Source organism: Labrenzia sp. OB1 (genome assembly GCF_001624695.1).
Taxonomy (GTDB): Bacteria; Pseudomonadota; Alphaproteobacteria; order Rhizobiales; family Stappiaceae; genus Roseibium.
Genome location: NZ_JSEP01000024.1, coordinates 25362 through 41915 on the forward strand (window position 1 = coordinate 25362; position 16554 = coordinate 41915).

General features: G+C 59.5%; 12 protein-coding genes and 1 tRNA gene. 7 read left to right on the top strand and 6 right to left on the bottom strand.

Annotation, left to right across the window (positions count from 1 at the left end):
- The first annotated feature begins 35 nt into the window (after positions 1–35).
- Positions 36–1167, top strand: a protein-coding gene (gene prfB, locus OA90_RS23415; RefSeq protein WP_156510610.1) for a peptide chain release factor 2 whose coding sequence is annotated in 2 segments (ribosomal slippage) — positions 36–104 and positions 106–1167 — 1131 coding nt in all. Because the reading frame shifts where the segments join, the coding sequence is not laid out codon by codon here.
- 265 nt (positions 1168–1432) lie between these two features.
- On the opposite strand, the gene OA90_RS23420 is transcribed toward prfB, so the two are convergent.
- The 3 genes from OA90_RS23420 to bcp all read right to left on the bottom strand — a co-directional run bounded on the left by OA90_RS23420 (position 1433) and on the right by bcp (position 4196).
- A complete protein-coding gene (locus OA90_RS23420; RefSeq protein WP_068418432.1) occupies positions 1433–2785 on the bottom strand; it encodes a M23 family metallopeptidase in 1353 nt (450 codons plus the stop codon).
- An 89-nt stretch (positions 2786–2874) separates the two neighbouring features.
- A complete protein-coding gene (locus OA90_RS23425) occupies positions 2875–3687 on the bottom strand; it encodes a ferritin-like domain-containing protein (RefSeq protein WP_208986271.1) in 813 nt (270 codons plus the stop codon).
- 41 nt (positions 3688–3728) lie between these two features.
- Positions 3729–4196, bottom strand: a complete 468-nt coding sequence (bcp, locus tag OA90_RS23430) for a thioredoxin-dependent thiol peroxidase (RefSeq protein WP_068418439.1) — start codon at positions 4194–4196, stop codon at positions 3729–3731.
- Between the two features lie 267 nt (positions 4197–4463).
- Between bcp and OA90_RS23435 the strand changes: the two genes are divergently transcribed.
- Positions 4464–7697 (top strand): AsmA-like C-terminal domain-containing protein, encoded by a 3234-nt coding sequence (locus tag OA90_RS23435; protein WP_156510611.1) that lies wholly within the window; start codon positions 4464–4466, stop codon positions 7695–7697.
- 70 nt (positions 7698–7767) lie between these two features.
- Here OA90_RS23435 and tyrS read toward each other — a convergent pair whose 3' ends face one another.
- On the bottom strand, positions 7768–9021 hold the full coding sequence (tyrS, locus tag OA90_RS23440) for a tyrosine--tRNA ligase (protein ID WP_068418445.1): 1254 nt from the start codon (positions 9019–9021) through the stop codon (positions 7768–7770).
- Positions 9022–9355: 334 nt separating this feature from the next.
- On the opposite strand from tyrS, the gene OA90_RS23450 reads away from it, so the two are divergent.
- Positions 9356–9628 carry a tyrosyl-tRNA synthetase gene (locus OA90_RS23450; protein WP_068418451.1) on the top strand — a complete coding sequence of 91 codons (273 nt, stop codon included), beginning with the start codon at positions 9356–9358 and terminating at the stop codon, positions 9626–9628.
- 174 nt (positions 9629–9802) lie between these two features.
- On the opposite strand, the gene glnA is transcribed toward OA90_RS23450, so the two are convergent.
- Together glnA and OA90_RS23460 are read right to left on the bottom strand one after the other, a co-directional pair.
- The gene (gene glnA, locus OA90_RS23455; protein ID WP_068418454.1) at positions 9803–11212 is read right to left on the bottom strand and encodes a type I glutamate--ammonia ligase; all 1410 of its coding nucleotides are present in this window, start codon (positions 11210–11212) and stop codon (positions 9803–9805) included.
- A gap of 127 nt (positions 11213–11339) precedes the next feature.
- A complete protein-coding gene (locus tag OA90_RS23460) occupies positions 11340–11678 on the bottom strand; it encodes a P-II family nitrogen regulator (protein WP_006934743.1) in 339 nt (112 codons plus the stop codon).
- Between the two features lie 466 nt (positions 11679–12144).
- Between OA90_RS23460 and OA90_RS23465 the strand changes: the two genes are divergently transcribed.
- The 4 genes from OA90_RS23465 to OA90_RS23480 all read left to right on the top strand — a co-directional run bounded on the left by OA90_RS23465 (position 12145) and on the right by OA90_RS23480 (position 16381).
- Positions 12145–13692: a bifunctional ADP-dependent NAD(P)H-hydrate dehydratase/NAD(P)H-hydrate epimerase gene (locus OA90_RS23465; RefSeq protein WP_068418457.1), complete on the top strand. Its 1548-nt coding sequence runs from the start codon at positions 12145–12147 to the stop codon at positions 13690–13692.
- Between the two features lie 89 nt (positions 13693–13781).
- A tRNA-Leu gene (locus OA90_RS23470) sits at positions 13782–13866 on the top strand.
- 329 nt (positions 13867–14195) lie between these two features.
- Positions 14196–15545 carry a trigger factor gene (tig, locus tag OA90_RS23475; RefSeq protein ID WP_068418460.1) on the top strand — a complete coding sequence of 450 codons (1350 nt, stop codon included), beginning with the start codon at positions 14196–14198 and terminating at the stop codon, positions 15543–15545.
- 200 nt (positions 15546–15745) lie between these two features.
- Positions 15746–16381 (top strand): ATP-dependent Clp protease proteolytic subunit, encoded by a 636-nt coding sequence (locus OA90_RS23480; protein WP_068418464.1) that lies wholly within the window; start codon positions 15746–15748, stop codon positions 16379–16381.
- The last annotated feature ends 173 nt before the right edge of the window (positions 16382–16554 follow it).

The window sequence follows — 16554 nt, forward strand, 5'->3', positions numbered from 1 at the left end:
CCGGGCCACTTCATGTCAATCAAGCGAGGTATCCGATGCGCGCCGAAATGGAAGCGATCGTCGACGAAATCAAGCAGGCCATAAGCCTGCTGAGGAGGCATCTTTGACTGGGATCAGGCACTTGTCCGGCTGGAAGAACTGAACGCCCTTTCGGAAAATCCGGATCTCTGGAACGAACCCACCAAGGCCCAGAAGCTGATGCGCGAGCGCCAGCAGCTCGATGACGGCATCAGCGGTGTCACGGCTCTTCAACAGGATCTCTCCGATAATATCGAGCTGATCGAACTCGGTGAAATGGAAGATGACACTTCCGTTGTGACAGAAGCCGAGCAGGCGCTGCGCAGCCTCAAGGACAAGGTTCACGAACTCGAGCTCAATTCGCTTCTTTCCGGGGAAGCCGATGCCAACGACACCTATCTGGAAATCAACTCCGGTGCAGGGGGCACGGAGAGCCAGGACTGGGCGTCGATGATGCTGCGCATGTATCGCCGCTGGGCGGAAAAACGCGGCTACAAGGTCGAACTGCTGGAATATCACGATGGTGAGGAAGCGGGCATCAAGTCCGCAACCCTGCTGATCAAGGGTGAGAACGCCTATGGCTGGCTGAAGACCGAGTCCGGGGTGCACCGTCTTGTGCGGATTTCACCCTATGACAGCAACGCGCGCCGCCACACAAGCTTTTCCAGCGCCTGGGTCTATCCGGTGATCGACGATAGCATCGACATCGACATCAACGAAAGCGATTGCCGGATCGACACCTACCGCGCATCCGGCGCCGGCGGACAGCACGTCAACACCACAGATTCGGCCGTGCGCATCACGCACCAGCCGACGGGGATTGTCGTCCAGTGCCAGTCCGAACGCTCGCAGCACAAGAACCGGGCGACCGCGTGGTCCATGTTGAAGGCCCGGCTCTATGAGGCGGAACTGAAAAAGCGGGAAGAGGCGGCAAACGCCGAGGCTGCGTCCAAGTCGGATATTGGCTGGGGCCACCAGATCCGCTCCTATGTCCTGCAACCGTATCAGCTTGTGAAGGACCTCAGGACGGGTGTGGAAAGCACGTCTCCTGGCGACGTTCTGGACGGAGACCTCGACAAGTTCATGGAAGCCGCGCTCGCGCAGCGGGTCTTCGGCGGCGATCCGGTCTCGGTCGAAGATATCGAATAGGCCTGCCCGATCAGGGAAGAGGGGGCATTGGCCCCCTCAGCCTAAACCTAGTGACAAGGCCATGACGTCATCGCCGTCATCCCGGCCAAGCGGTGAGCAAGCCGGGACCGGAGAGTAACAAGTCATTGTTATAGTTATTATTTTCTAATGATTCCCCTCAGCTCATCGATCCCGGATTTTCGCTACGTTGCGTGCGGGATGATGAATTGGGGATTTGCCAGCAGGCAAAAGGGGAGCAACAGGCGTCCGTTTTTTCAGATCTCTGCTAAAGCGAAAGCGCGGCCAGCTTGTCGCCGGCGGAGAGAAATGCCGCCGGATTGCTCGGTTTGTCGCCGCGGCGGATTTCGTAGTGCAGGTGGGCTCCGGTCGAGCGGCCGGTGGAGCCGACGTTGCCTATCAGGTCGCCGGCGAGTACATGGTCTCCCTTTGCCACGCGAAGGCGGCTCAGATGGGCGTAGCGGGTAACAAAGCCGTTGGCATGGCGGATTTCGACCATCTTGCCGTAGCCTCCCTTGCGCCCGGCGCCGACCACCGTGCCGGGAGCGGTTGCGAAGACGCGTGTGCCATAAGCTGCCTTGAAATCGATGCCGGTGTGCATGGCCAGACGGCCGAGGAAGGGGTCCACCCGGGGGCCGTAGCTGCTGGAAACGGAACTGTTTCGAACGGGTCGTTTTATCGGCAGGCGCAAGGTGGTGAACTTGATCCGGCGCAAGGCTTCAAGAGCCTTGGTGGCCCGCTGCAGCCGGCCCGGAAAGTTCTCTTCGGTGATCGGCTGAAAGGGACCGCCGATCGCGGTTTTCCTGCGCAGCGTCGCATTGATGGATGGCGTGATGGCGCGGGTGATGTCGAGAATGTCGTCTATGCGGCTTTCCGTGGCGATGGTGATGGCATCCACCGCAACGGTGCTTTCTTCATCCATCGCCGAGATGTGAGCTCTTACCGCGTCGAGAGCGGCTTGTTTTTCAGTGTTTTTTTTTACGGTTGATTGGGATTGAAGCGGATCTGAATCCGTCTTCTGCAGGATCGTAAGCGGATCGATGGTGTCCGATGAACCGTCTCGCAGGCCGAGGGCCTTCACCGGTTCGTCGATCAACAGACTCTCACCACCGATCGCCGACTTGTCTTCTTTTCCGATCGCGGCGAGATTGCCGGAATCCAAGGCCGGTTTTTGCGGTGGCAAGGGTTGGTCGCTGTTGAGATAAATGCCGTTGTATTCGGCTCGGGCCACGAGATCGGCAACGATCGCGTGGCGCTGATTGAGGCCCTGCTGGCGACGCAGAACATCCATGACCTGTATCTCGACGGTTTGCCTGTCGACCATCTGACGGCTGGTCAGGGTTTCGATCTCCGCCCGCAGCCGGTCGATGCGATCCTGGTATTCCAGAACAAGTTCCGTGCGTTCAGAACTGGCCTCGACCGTCATGTCGTGTTGCAAGAGGAGGTAGCCGACGGTCGCGGACACTGCCAGCGTTACAGTCACGCAGGCAAGTGCACCGCAAATCAGGTGCAAGGGCCGGACACTGTAGGTTGTCGCCTTGGCGCCTTTATCCGGTGCCGGATGATGTGGCGCCACCCACGGCGTCTGGTAAGGCCGATTCGTATTTAGGCGCTGTCGCATGTTCACTCAGTCACTGCCTGCATTCTGCAAAAGAACTGAGTCTGATTAGAGTTTGGTAAGGTTAATAAATCGTCTTCGCGGCCTTGAAATCAGCCGGTCAAGCGCGCGAGAGGCTTGTAAAAACCGGGCGTTAGCCCTGCTTCCGAACGTGCGCGGTCGTTGAAGGGCGGTTTGAGCGCGCCGCGGAAGTGTTTGCGCACGAAAGCATGAAATGCAGGTTCGGGCCTGATTCCCTGACGATCGCACAGGAAACGGAACCATTTGGCGCCGAAAGCGACATGGTTCTTTTCGTCGCGGTAGATCACGTCCAGGCATCGGGCCGTGTCTTCGTCGCCGATGCCGCGTGCCTTTTCTATCATCGGAGGGGTGATGTCGAGGCCGCGGGCTTCCAGCACGAGGGGGATGATGGCCAGCCGTGCGGCCAGATCGTTCCCGGTGCTCTGTGCCGCCTCCCACAGGCCGTCATGGGCCGGCATGTCGCCATAAGCTGCGTCCAGCTTCGCCAGGCGGTCCTGGAGCATGGAAAAATGCTTGGCTTCTTCCAGACCGACCCGGACCCAGTCGTCGTAATAGGAACGCGGCAGACGGACATTGGCGAACCGTCCGATCAGGTCCCAGGTAAGATCGACCGCATTCAGCTCGATATGGGCGAGAGAATGGATCAGGGCCAGACGCCCGGACCTGCCGGTCAGACTGCGTTTCGGCATGTCGCGCGGGGTCAGCAGAACCGGCTTGTCCGGCCGGCCGGGCCGGTCGGGCATGGTCCCGTCCTTTGTCGGCGACCCGAGCGCCAGGTCCCGTTGAAACCAGGCTTTCGACACCGCGTAGGCCAACCGGACCTTTTCTGAGGTGTCCGGAGAGGCAACGATGGCGCGGGCTGCGGAAACAAGAGTGGGGGGCAGGACGGAGGAGGGCGCCGTCCTTGTGTCGCCGCTACGGAGTGTCAAAGGGCCTGAACCGCTTCCAGAACGGCTTGCGCGTGGCCGGGCACTTTCACCTTGCGCCAGACCCCGGCGATTTTTCCTGCCGAATCCACAAGAAATGTGGACCTCTCCACGCCCATGTATTTTTTGCCGTACATGGATTTTTCGACCCATACGCCATAGGCTTCCGCCGTGCCGGTGTGCGTATCGGCGCCCAGGCGAACCGCCAGATTATGCTTGGCGATAAAATTGTCGTGTTTCTTTGCTGAATCCGGCGAAATGCCGATGATCGTGACGCCCGATTTTTCGAACTCCGGCATCAATTCGGTAAAGGCAATGGCCTCTTTTGTGCAGCCGGGCGTGTTGTCCTTGGGATAGAAATACGCCACCACGGGTTTGCCCTTCAATGCGCTGAGGCTGACGCGGCCACCGCCATCGCTTTCCAGATCGAAATCCGGTGCCGTATCTCCAATGTTCAGGTCTCCCATTACGCCTTCCTTCTGTCACAGTTTGTGGGTTAATGCCGGGAACCGGCAGTCTGGCAAGTTGCGACTGTCGCTTTTGCAGTTGCATTCGCTGTACCATAGAGTGTCCCGTGAATCGTTCAATGCGACACCGAGCGAAGCAGGCGATTTGTCCCCGGGATCACACTGAACCGCCCAGGCGCCTTCAGGCGGAAGAATGGACTGAATTACTTGCCCAAAAACGGCAGACCGAAAGGATCTAAGACAGCCCCTCCGCGAAAGACCGGTCGCATGCTTGTGCGCATTTTCTTCGCGGTCGTGCTCATTGGCGCCCTTGCGGGGCTGACGGTCCTGTTTGCTTCCGGCCCGGTGCGCATTCCCTTTCTTGGCCATCTTCTCGCGATGCAGGGAACACGGGGCCCCGTGACGCTGTCAGTGGCCCGCGCGAGCCTCGATTTTACCGCGCCCGGCGGCCTGGATGTCATCATCGAGGATGCAAGGGCGGACATCGACGGGCCGTCGCCTGTCAGCATCCGTTTGCCGAAACTGACCGCTCCGATCGACATGGACGCGCTTTTCTCCGGCCGGATCCATTTTTCATCGCTTGATCTTGAACAGCCGCACGTCCGACTGGCCTTGAGCGGCGGGCCCGCCAAGGTGCCGGAACTGGGCCCCTTGATGGAAGCTGTCGACCGGATCAGCGATGTTGTGGACGATCAGTTCGCCCGGCGCGGCCTGAAGGTTGTTCGCATCGAGGACGGCTCCTTCGAACTTGCGGGACCCGCTTCCCGGCGGTTCAAAAATATCGACGCGGATATTTTCCGCGGAAGCAACCGGGTGATCCGTGTCTATGCCCGGATTTCCGGAAATATATCCAACTGGCGTCTGGAACTTGCCCGGAGCGCTTCGGAAAATGCCGGTTTCAAGAATATCGGCCTCGTGGTCAACGGCATTACGCTTGCCGAATTGCTCGGACCGGAAGCGGCATCCAAACACGGAAAGGGCCTGCGCTTGCCGGCTTCCGCGAAAATGGAAGCCAGTCTGGACAAGCAGGGCAAGTTTGTCTCGGCGAATGCGGTTGCCCGGGTGCGCGATGGCTGGTTCCAGCTCGGCAAGACCCTTGTGGCCTTTGATGACGCGGCATTGTCGCTGTTGTTCACGGCGGGCCAGCAGGCAATCGACATCACGACATCGCATGTGATCCGAGGCAACACACGGCTCTTTTTTACAGGCTCTCTCATGCCCGGCCTAGACGGAACGCCCGAATGGGGTGTCAGTCTGGACAGCAAATATCCCCAGTTCGGTCCGGCGGATGTTGCTGAAGACCCGAACATGCTGGAAGGCATGCAACTGCGCGGACGTTTCGACCCGCAGGAACGGCTCTTGAGCATCGACCGCTTCACGGCCCGATCCGGGAAAGCCGTTGTTCACGGTGTCGCAACGCTTCAGTTTACCGCTGAGGGGCCTTATCTGGCGCTCGCGGCCGACGGCGAGAAGATACCTGTCGCCCTGGCAAAACAGGTCTGGCCGATCACACTGGTTCCCCCGGCACGGCGCTGGGTGGTGGACCGGATCAAGGAAGGACTGATCGAGAGCGTTTCCTATACAGGCGCCCTGCGTCCGCCCGCCTTCAATCCCCGCGACCCGGATCCTGGCTGGTCCGGCAATGGAATGCGCGTTGACATGACGTTTTCCGGCGGGGCCGTCACGCCGGTGGGCGACGTTCCGCAAATCAGCGGTCTCCAGGGCACGCTGACGATAGAAAATGAAACATTGAGCGTTGCGGCGACCGGCGGGTCGGCGATGTCTTCGAAGGACGGAACGGTTATCCTGCCGTCCGGAGTTTTCGAGATTTACAATCTGCCGCTCCGGGACGGCAAGACCGCACGTGTTTCCACGCTGATGCAAGGCGACGTCGAAGACCTGGGCGCGATGGTGAACAGCGCACCTTTCCGGATACTGGAGCGCGCCGGCATCAGGAACGATGGGGTCAGCGGCACCGGCGAGATGAACATCGAAGCGACATTTCCGATGCAAAGACAGATCGACCTGGCTGATGTGGACTGGCAGGCGAACGGGAACTTCAAGAACTTTACAGACCCGCATCCGATCATGGGCCACACGGTTGCCGACGCGGATGTTTCGCTGCAAGCGGACAAGGATCAGGTCGCCATCGCCGGCAAGGGCGTTCTCGACGGGTTCAAGGCGGATATCGATCTGCTCGTCCCGCTGGGCGATTCCGGCATCGAGGGCAGACAGGATGTCGTCGTATCGGTGACCGCCGAAAAGCTCAAGGACAAGGGTATCGACCTGACCGCGTTTCTCGACGGTGGCATGACGCTCAGCGTCACCAAGGTTGCCGACGGGCAGGATTTCGTCGTCGACCTGAGGCAGACAGACGTGCGGCTGTCCGCACTTGGCTGGCGGAAAGCAAAGGGCGTGCCTGCGACGGCGTCCTTCAAGATGGTCGAGACCGCCGACGAGCGTCGCATTCAGGATTTCAAACTTGTTTCGGAGGGCGTCAACATCAGCGGTGCGCTGCGGTTGACCAGCGACGGTGAGTTGACCCAGGCGTCCTTCGGAACTTTCAGGCTGCGGCCCGGCGATAATATCGAGGTTGATATCCAGCGGGCGTCGGATGGGCGTTACGACATTATCTTCGCCGGTTCGTCCTTCGACGGAAGGGGGCTGATACAGAGCATACGCAGTCCGGGCGGCAGCAAGGGAGCCGGTGACTTTTCAAGCGGGGCCAGAATCGCCGCGACCATCGACAGGGTGACGGGCTTCAACAAGCAGACAATCGAAAATTTCTCCGGCAAGATTGACACGGGCAAGAGAGGGCTCGTCTCGGCCGATCTGCGCGGTATGGTCAACGGCCGCGCCAATTTCGAATTCACAGTGAACGACAACGAGGGGTCGCAACTGGCCAATGGCCGCTTCGCGAATACCGGTGCGACGCTCAGGTTCCTGGATCTCTACGAGCGTATGCGCGGTGGGACGGGTGTGCTGAATGTCGTTATGGCCGATGAAGACAGCTGGGTGGGGGACTTCAACGTGACCTCCCTGCGCATCACCGAAGATCCGGCAATCCGGAGCATCCGCGAACGCGATCAGATCAGCAGGCGCAACAACGGGACGGATTCGCCGGTGGCGGCGGGCCGGAACACGGGTTCCGCAAGCTTCGACACGCTCGACATCAATTTCACGCGCGAAGCCGACTTGCTGAGCATCAGCCGCGGGGCACTGCAGGGCAACGCGCTGGGGGGGACCGTCAGCGGAACCGTCGATCTGGCCCAGCAGACCCTGAATCTCACGGGCACTTTCGTGCCGATCTACGCGCTCAATAATTTTTTCGCCAAGATCCCGCTGCTCGGTTTCGCTCTTGGCGGCGGTTCGGGTGAAGGGTTGATCGGTGTCACTTACCGGCTGTCGGGCTCACTTTCCGATCCGGTTCTTTCGGTCAATCCGATCTCCGCGATCGCTCCCGGCATTTTCCGCAAGATGTTCGAGTTCCAGTCGAACTGACCTGGCTGCAGGGTATTGTCCGTCAGAGGTTGCCACCCTTGTTGCAAGGGGGGGCGGTCCAGCGGGCCTTTCAGACAGGCTTCAGCAGAACATGCTTCTTCTTGCCGAGCGACAGCTTGATGACGCCGTCCTGTGTCACGTCGGCGAGGGAGAGCTGCCGGTTGTGGTCCTGCTCACTGCGGTCGTTGATCCGGACGGCACCGCCCTTGATGTTCCGGCGTACGTCCCCGTTGGAGGCGCAAAGACCGGCGGTCACGAACGCGGACAGAACGCCCAGGCCTGTTTCAAGCTCTGATCCGGAGATTTCCACCGTCGGCAAGCCTTCGGCGGACTGACCTTCCTCAAAGGCCTGACGGGCGGTTTCCGCCGCCGCCTCGGCTTTGTCCCGGCCGTGGATCAACGCGGTCGCTTCCGTCGCAAGTACTTTCTTTGCGTCGTTGACCTCCGCACCCTCAAGGGCCGCAAGGCGGGCGATTTCATCCATCGGCAGAATGGTGAAGAGTTTCAGGAAACGTTCAACATCCGCATCCTCGGTGTTGCGCCAGTACTGCCAGTAGTCATAGGCGGAGAGCTGTTCCTCGTTGAGCCAGACGGCACCTGCAGCCGTCTTGCCCATCTTGGCGCCGGACGAAGTGGTCAGGAGCGGGGAGGTGAGGGCGAAAGCTTCCGTGTCTTCCATGCGCCGGACGAGATCCGTCCCGGACAGGATATTGCCCCACTGGTCGGACCCGCCCATCTGCAGGCGGCAGCCGGTGCGCCGGTAGAGTTCAAGAAAATCGTAGCCCTGGAGCAGCATGTAGTTGAATTCCAGGAAGGACAGATGCTGTTCGCGTTCCAGGCGCAGACGGACGGAATCGCGCTGGATCATCTGGTTGACGGAAAAATGCCGGCCGATGTCGCGCAGAAAGTCCACATAGTTGAGCTTCAGGAGCCAGTCCGCATTGTCCAGCATGACGGCATCGGTCGGTCCGCCGCCGAATGTTAGGAGTTTCTCAAACACCTTCCTGATGCCGGCCTTGTTCTGTTCGATGATCTCTTCGGTGAGGATCTTGCGGCTTTCATCCTTGCCGGACGGATCGCCGACGCGTGTCGTTCCGCCGCCCATCAGGGCAATCGGGCGATGCCCGGTCTTTTGCAGCCAGTGCAGCATCATGATCGGAACGAGGGAGCCGGCATGGAGGCTCGGCGCCGTGCAGTCGAAACCGATATAGGCGGTGACGGCCTCTTTCTGGCAAAGCGCGTCCAGCCCGGCCGGGTCGGAAACCTGATGAATGAAACCGCGCTGCGAAAGAACGTTCAGAAAGTCCGATTTGAACTCGCTCATGCCTGCCTGTCCGTGATTTTTTTCTCGGGTATCGCCTCTCGGCGCTTCGGACGTGCTCTAGCGCGTGCAGCGGGCGTTGTAAATCGCGATAGCCGGAAAACCTGAAGGACGCCTGTCGCATGTGATCCGAGAGCCATGATGGCAATGCTCGTTGCCGGACGGACCGGTGAGGTCACCCGCACGGACAAGAATTCCGTTGCCGTGAGGTCTCTCCTCTTCTGTTTTTTCAATGAACCAGAGCGTGACACCGGTCACAGAGAAAAATTTCCGCGGTGGCTAGTGTTTCCTCATCAGCCAGCCCAATGCCGCTGAAGACCAGTTGAGAGGAAAAGACATGTTTCGCAAGTTCGCCATCGCCGCCGTAACCGTTGCCACCGTCGCAACCGCCGCCGTCACCATGACGCCGAATGAAGCCCAGGCCGGAAACCGCCGTGCAGGCGCCATCGCCGCAGGTGCCATTTTTGGTCTCGCCGCAGGTGCCATCATCGCCTCGCAGGCTCAGCCGCGCTATCACGCACCCGTACGCTGCCACAATCAGCCGATCCGCCGCTGGAACCCCTACCATCGCCAGTATGTGGTCGTCGGGTATCGCCAGGTCTGTTACTGAGGGTAGTCAACATCACGCGAACGAATGGCCTCCTCCGGGAGGCTTTTTCGTTTTGAGCCGGCAGACTCAGAGGTTTCCTCTGAATCCTGCAACGGCATGCTAGGCGAACGGCACCTCAACAAAAAACCCCGGCCATATGACCGGGGTTTTCCTTATCCAAAAGAGCGGAAGCTCTTAGACCGAGTAGTACATGTCGAATTCGACCGGATGCGGCGTCATTTCGAAGCGCTCGACTTCTTCCATCTTCAGTTCGATGTAGGCATCGATCTGGTCGTCGTCGAACACGCCACCGGCTTTGAGGAACTCGCGGTCCTCATCGACAGCTTCCAGAGCTTCACGGAGCGATCCGCAAACCGTCGGGATTTCGGAGAGTTCTTCCGGCGGCAGGTCGTAGAGGTTCTTGTCCATGGCATCGCCCGGGTGCAGCTTGTTCTTGATGCCGTCAAGGCCGGCCATCAGCAGCGCGGAGAAGCACAGGTACGGGTTCGCTGTCGGATCCGGGAAACGGACCTCGACGCGTTTCGCCTTCGGAGACGCCGTGAACGGAATACGGCAGGAGGCGGAACGGTTGCGCGAGGAGTATGCCAGCAGAACCGGTGCTTCATAACCCGGGACCAGACGCTTGTAGGAGTTGGTCGACGGGTTGGTGAAGGCGTTCAGGGCCTTGGCGTGCTTCAGGATGCCGCCGATGAAGTACAGGCAGGTCTCGGACAGGTCGGCATACTGGTTGCCGGCAAACACAGGCTCGCCTTTGTTCCAGATGGACAGGTGGCAGTGCATGCCGGTGCCGTTGTCGCCGAAAACTGGCTTCGGCATGAAGGTCGCGGTCTTGCCGTAGGCATGGGCAACCTGGTGCACGACATATTTGTAGACCTGCATGTTGTCGGCGCACCGTGTCAGGTGGTCGAATTTCATGCCGAGTTCGTGCTGGGCAGCGGCCACTTCGTGGTGGTGCTTTTCAGTCGGAACGCCCATTTCACCCATGACGGACAGCATTTCGGAGCGGATGTCCTGGGCGCTGTCGATCGGCGGAACCGGGAAGTAGCCGCCCTTGGTGCGCGGACGGTGGCCGAGGTTGCCGGTTTCGTACTCGGAACCCATGTTCGAAGGCAGTTCGGCACCGTCGAGAACGAAGCCCGTGTTGTACGGGTCAGCGGTGAAGCGAACGTCGTCGAACATGAAGAATTCAGCTTCCGGACCGATGTAGATCGTGTCGCCGAAACTGCCGGATTTCACGTAGGCTTCCGCCTTCTTGGCGGTCATGCGCGGATCGCGGTTGTAGCCTTCGCCGGTGATCGGGTCGACGACGTCGCAGAAGATCGCCAGTGTGGATTGGGCGAAGAACGGGTCGATATGCGCGGATTCCGGATCGAGGATCAGCATCATGTCGGACTCGTTGATGGCCTTCCAGCCGGCGATGGACGAGCCGTCGAAGGCAACGCCTTCAGCGAACATGTCTTCGTCTACAAGAGCAACGTCCATGGTGACGTGCTGCATTTTGCCTCTCGGATCGGTGAAGCGCAGGTCGACGAATTTCACGTCCTTATCCTGAATCTCCTTCAGGACTTCAGCGGCAGTGGTCATAGTGTCCATCCCTTGATTTATAGTGTGAACGGTTGGGTTTGGTTCCGGCCCGGCTGGGGTCCTTGAATGTTGGCCCGTTGCTCGAGACCGGAATTGGGATCACCGGCGGATGCCGGGAACGGGTGGGTCAGATAGCGTCGATACCGGATTCGCCCGTCCGGATACGTACAGCTTCCTCAATATTGGAAACAAAGATCTTGCCGTCGCCAATTCGGCCGGTTTGGGCTGCGGAACGGATCGCGTCAACGGCTTTTTCGACCATGTCGTCGCCGAGCACGATTTCGACCTTCACCTTCGGCAGAAAGTCCACAACATATTCGGCGCCGCGATAAAGCTCCGTATGTCCCTTCTGTCGGCCAAAGCCTTTGGCTTCCGTAACGGTGATGCCTTGGAGGCCGACCTCCTGCAGAGCTTCCTTGACCTCGTCCAGTTTGAAGGGCTTGATGATCGCCTCGATCTTTTTCATCACCTTTTGTCTCTCTCCACATATCAGGCCGGAATTATTCGGCGGACCTTCCTTCGGAAGGCTTGGGGTCAGGCAGACCCTCAATCGTCCCGCAATCACATGGTCTCATATGAATGCAGGTTGATCGATCTTGCGGTCTCGGGGCATCTCGTCCAGATCCGGCAGGACGCGGGATGCTCCGAAAGGCCCGTGAGGGCCGTTGCTGGCTATAAAGCACGATACGTGCCAAACCAATGCCGCCTCCTACATATTTTCTCAGAGTGGAGATTTCCGCCACTAAAAGCGGCAAAACCAACCAGTTCTTCCGAGGAGTTCCGTTTGAAGCACTGATCTTGTGATTAAACAATATGCAAACAGCCTAAAAAATAGACAAAACCGAAGAGAGCGGCTCTATGTCACTCCGAGAACTCGACAAAAACGGCGAAGCTGTGCAGGTTGCAAAACGGGTATCTGGAGGCCTTTTGAGATGAACCCGGACATTGCGTTTTCCAACCCGGTTCTGCTGACGCCTGCGGAAATGGGGCAGGCGGACCGGATCACCATAACCGGTGGCGTGCAGGGTATCGAACTTATGGAAAAGGCCGGGCAGGCGGTGGCAAGTGCTGCCACGAAAATGATCCCCGCAACCGCCCGGATCTCCATCCTGTGCGGCCCCGGTAACAATGGTGGCGACGGGTTCATCGCCGCGCGCTGTCTTGCCGCCGCTGGACACACGGTGCGGGTCCACCTTCTCGAGGCGGCTGAAACACTTACGGGAGATGCGCTCGAGGCCTATGTGCGCATGAGCGCGCAAAATGTGCTTGCGCAAATGGTCGTTCCCGATGGTGAGGGGACTGCACCTGCTCTGAGCGCCGAGCTCGAGCATGCGGATCTGATCATCGACGCGCTGTTCGGGGCCGGGCTCGACCGGCCGCTCGCCGGCTCGGCCCGGGCCCTTGCGGAGGCTGTCAACCGATCTGGCCGTCCGGTGCTAGCGGTCGATCTGCCGTCCGGCGTGAACGGTGCGACCGGCGCGGATTTGGGGGCGGCCGTCAAGGCGGACGCTACGGTAACCTTTTTCCGCCGCAAGCCGGGGCACCTTCTCGATCCCGGCCGGTGCCTGTGTGGCCCGGTCTCGGTCGCTGACATAGGGATAAAGGCAGATGTGCTGGGCCGGATCGCGCCCGCGACCTTTCACAATGTACCGGAGCTTTGGCTGGGTGACTGGCCGCGGCCCGATCCGCTAGGCCACAAATACACCAGAGGCCATGCGGTTGTTTTCGGCGGGCCGATGTCGGCCACGGGCGCGGCGCGGCTTTCGGCAGGCGCGGCCCTGAGGGCCGGGGCAGGGCTGGTAACCCTGGCCTCGCCGCCGGACGCAATGATGGTCAATGCCTGCCATCTGACGGCGGTGATGCTGAAGAAGGTTTCCGGACCGGAAGCCATGGATGCGCTTCTTGCCGACAGGCGGTTCAATGCCGTGCTGATCGGGCCCGGTTACGGTGTCGGTGAGAGGACCCGGGCCGCGGTCACCGCGATTTTGAAACAAAACCGTGCAACCGTGCTGGACGCCGATGCGCTGACGAGCTTTGCAGACGATGCGGAAGAGCTGTTTGCCCTGATTGGCGATACGCCGGCGCCGGTTCTGCTGACCCCGCATGACGGCGAATTCGCCCGGCTGTTTCCGGACATTGAAGGCGACAAGCTCGCCCGCGCGCGCCGGGCGGCGGGACGCTCCGGCGCCATTGTTCTTCTCAAGGGGGCCGATACGGTGGTCGCCGCACCTGACGGGCGGGCCGCGATCAATGACAACGCACCACCGTTCCTGGCGACGGCCGGGTCCGGCGATGTTCTTGCCGGGATCTCCGCCGGGCTTCTGGCGCAAGGCGTGCCGGGTTTCGAGGCTGCCTGCCAGGCAGTCTGGCTGCATGGCGAAGCAGGCCGGGTTGCCGGGCCGGGGCTGATTGCCGAGGATCTGGCTCCTGCTCTTAAAACCGCGATCCGTGCGCTTGTGGACAAAACTGCCGGGCTCTGAATACGGCCGGAGCTTTTTGCTTTGACGGAAAAACCAGCAGTGCTATAGAGGCCCCGCTTCAGACAGGGGGGTCAAAATCTCCCTGAGATGCGGATGTGGTGGAATTGGTAGACACGCCAGATTTAGGTTCTGGTGCCGCAAGGCGTGGGGGTTCAAGTCCCTTCATCCGTACCATAGCTTGATCGCATTACCGGCCACCGGCCTACTTGAGCGCGGCTATTGGATGAATGGGCGGTGCATTTGTGTGTTCCCGGCAGAAATCAAAGGCCGGATCGAAGCCGCCTTGATGCAGGTTTCACCCCGCAATTCCCCGCTCTCCCCTTGACACTTTCCACACCAACCTTTATCGCGCATCCATCGTGCGTCTCGGATTCCGTCCGGGGCGATGCATTGTCATTCGGACGCTTCCGGGAAAAGGGGAGTGCAGGCGATGCGGCACACGGAATTTTAAAAACAAAACCTCCGGAGCGGACTGCCGCTCAGGATCGAGGACGACAAAACCCATGCAGGTAACCGAAACCCTCGCCGAGGGCCTGAAGCGAGAGCTCAAGATCGACATTCCGGCCGGCGATCTCGCCGCCAAGCTCGATGAATACATGGACGACATGAAGTCCAAAGCCAACATCAAGGGCTTTCGCCCGGGCAAGGTGCCGCTCGCGCACCTGAAAAGGATGTATGGCCGTCAGGCGATGGCGGAAATCCTGTCGAATACTATCCAGGAAACCACCCAGAAGGCTGTCGAGGAGCGCTCCGAGCGCCCGGCTCTGACCCCGGAAATCGATCTGCCCGACGAAGAAGCGGAAAAGATCCTGGCGGGCGATGCCGATCTGTCCTTCAAGATGACCTACGATGTTCTGCCGTCCTTCGAGATCGTCGATTTCTCCGGTATCGAAATCGAGCGTCCGGTCGTCGAGATCGCCGACGAGGAAGTCGACACCCAGGTTGCCGACATCGCCAAGAACAACACGCCGTTCGAAGCCAAGGACGGGGCCGCCGAAAACGGCGACCGTGTCACCATGTCCTATCTCGGCAAGATCGACGGTGAGCCCTTCGAGGGCGGCGCCGACGAAAACGGCATGCTGGTTCTGGGCTCCGGTCAGTTCATTCCGGGCTTCGAAGAGCAGCTGATCGGTTTGAAGGCCGGTGACGAGAAGGTCGTGGAAGTGTCTTTTCCGGATGACTATCCGGCAGAACACCTTGCCGGCAAGTCGGCAACCTTCGACGTTGTCGTAAAGGAAGTTTCTGTCGCGGGTGAAGTCACCCTCGATGACGAGTTTGCCAAGGGCCTCGGCCTTGAATCGCTCGACAAGCTGAAGGAAATCGTTCGCGGCCAGATCGAGGGCCAGTTCGGCCAGATGACCCGTCAGCGCGTCAAGCGTCAGCTTCTCGACAAGCTGGACGAGCATTACTCCTTCGACCTTCCGGAAAAGCTTCTGAACTCCGAGTTCGACGTGGTCTGGAACCAGGTCGAAGAGGACATGAAGCGTAACGAGAAGACTTTCGAGGACGAGGATACCACGGAAGAAGAGGCGAGGGCGGAATACCGCAAGATCGCCGAACGCCGTGTGCGTCTCGGTCTGGTGCTTTCCGAAATCGGTGAGAAGAACAACATTCAGGTCACCGACGAAGAACTGCAGCGCGCGCTATATGACCGGGTCCGTCAGTTTCCGGGCCAGGAGCAGCAGGTGTTCGAGTTCTACAAGAACAACCAGCAGGCGCTGGCAAGCCTGCGCGCTCCGATCTACGAGGAAAAAGTCGTCGACTTCATGCTTGAACTCGCCAAGGTGACCGACAAGACGGTGACCAAGGAAGAGCTGGAGAAACTGGTCGCGGAGGAAGAGGAAGAAGCCTGAGCTTGTTCCCACTAATCCCCAGATGCGGCGGCGGTCTTAACTTTGCCTTCACGCCGTATCTGTCATGACTTTGCGTTGAGGGCGACATCCCATATATACGGGGTGTCGCTTTTTTCGACTCAGGCCCCTGATCGATGCGCTCGGGGGGTTGAATCAGGTCCGGCTGACTGCCGGGCCCATCTCAAGCTTATGGATGAGGTATGAAGGATCCTGCCGATATCTACATGAATACGCTCGTGCCGATGGTTGTCGAACAGACAAACCGCGGAGAGCGGGCCTTCGATATCTATTCGCGATTGCTCAAGGAGCGCATCATCTTCCTGACCGGCCCGGTCGAAGATCACGTGGCTACCCTGATCTGTGCCCAGCTTCTTTATCTGGAAGCGGAAAACCCGAGCAAGGAAATCGCGATCTATATCAACTCCCCCGGTGGTCTCGTTACCTCCGGTCTGGCGATCTACGACACGATGCAGTTCATCCGTCCGGCGGTTTCGACGCTGTGTATCGGTCAGGCAGCCTCGATGGGATCGCTTTTGCTGGCCGCCGGCCATGAGGACATGCGATTCATTCTGCCGAATGCGCGGGTGATGGTTCATCAGCCTTCAGGCGGTTTTCGCGGTCAGGCAGCCGATATCATGCTTCATGCACAGGAAATTCTTGCGATGAAGCGCCGGCTGAATGACATCTACGTGAAACATACCGGACAGAGCCTCGATCAGGTCGAAGAAGCGCTGGAGCGCGACAACTTCATGACCGCCGAAAGGGCCAAGGAATTCGGGATCGTGGACAAGGTGATAACCGATCGCACGACGCTCGGTGAAGAGACTGAAAAGTGATCAGGCTTACCCGGTCTTAAGCATGGTAACAATTTCCATGATTTAAGACCGGAAAAAGCCCGAATAATGCCGGGTTTTCATCTTCGCCTTAAACCTATATTGATTTTTAATGGTGAAGCATGGTGACATCAGATTGTGAAGGGGTGCTAATGCATCTCTTCAAAACCGGTTCA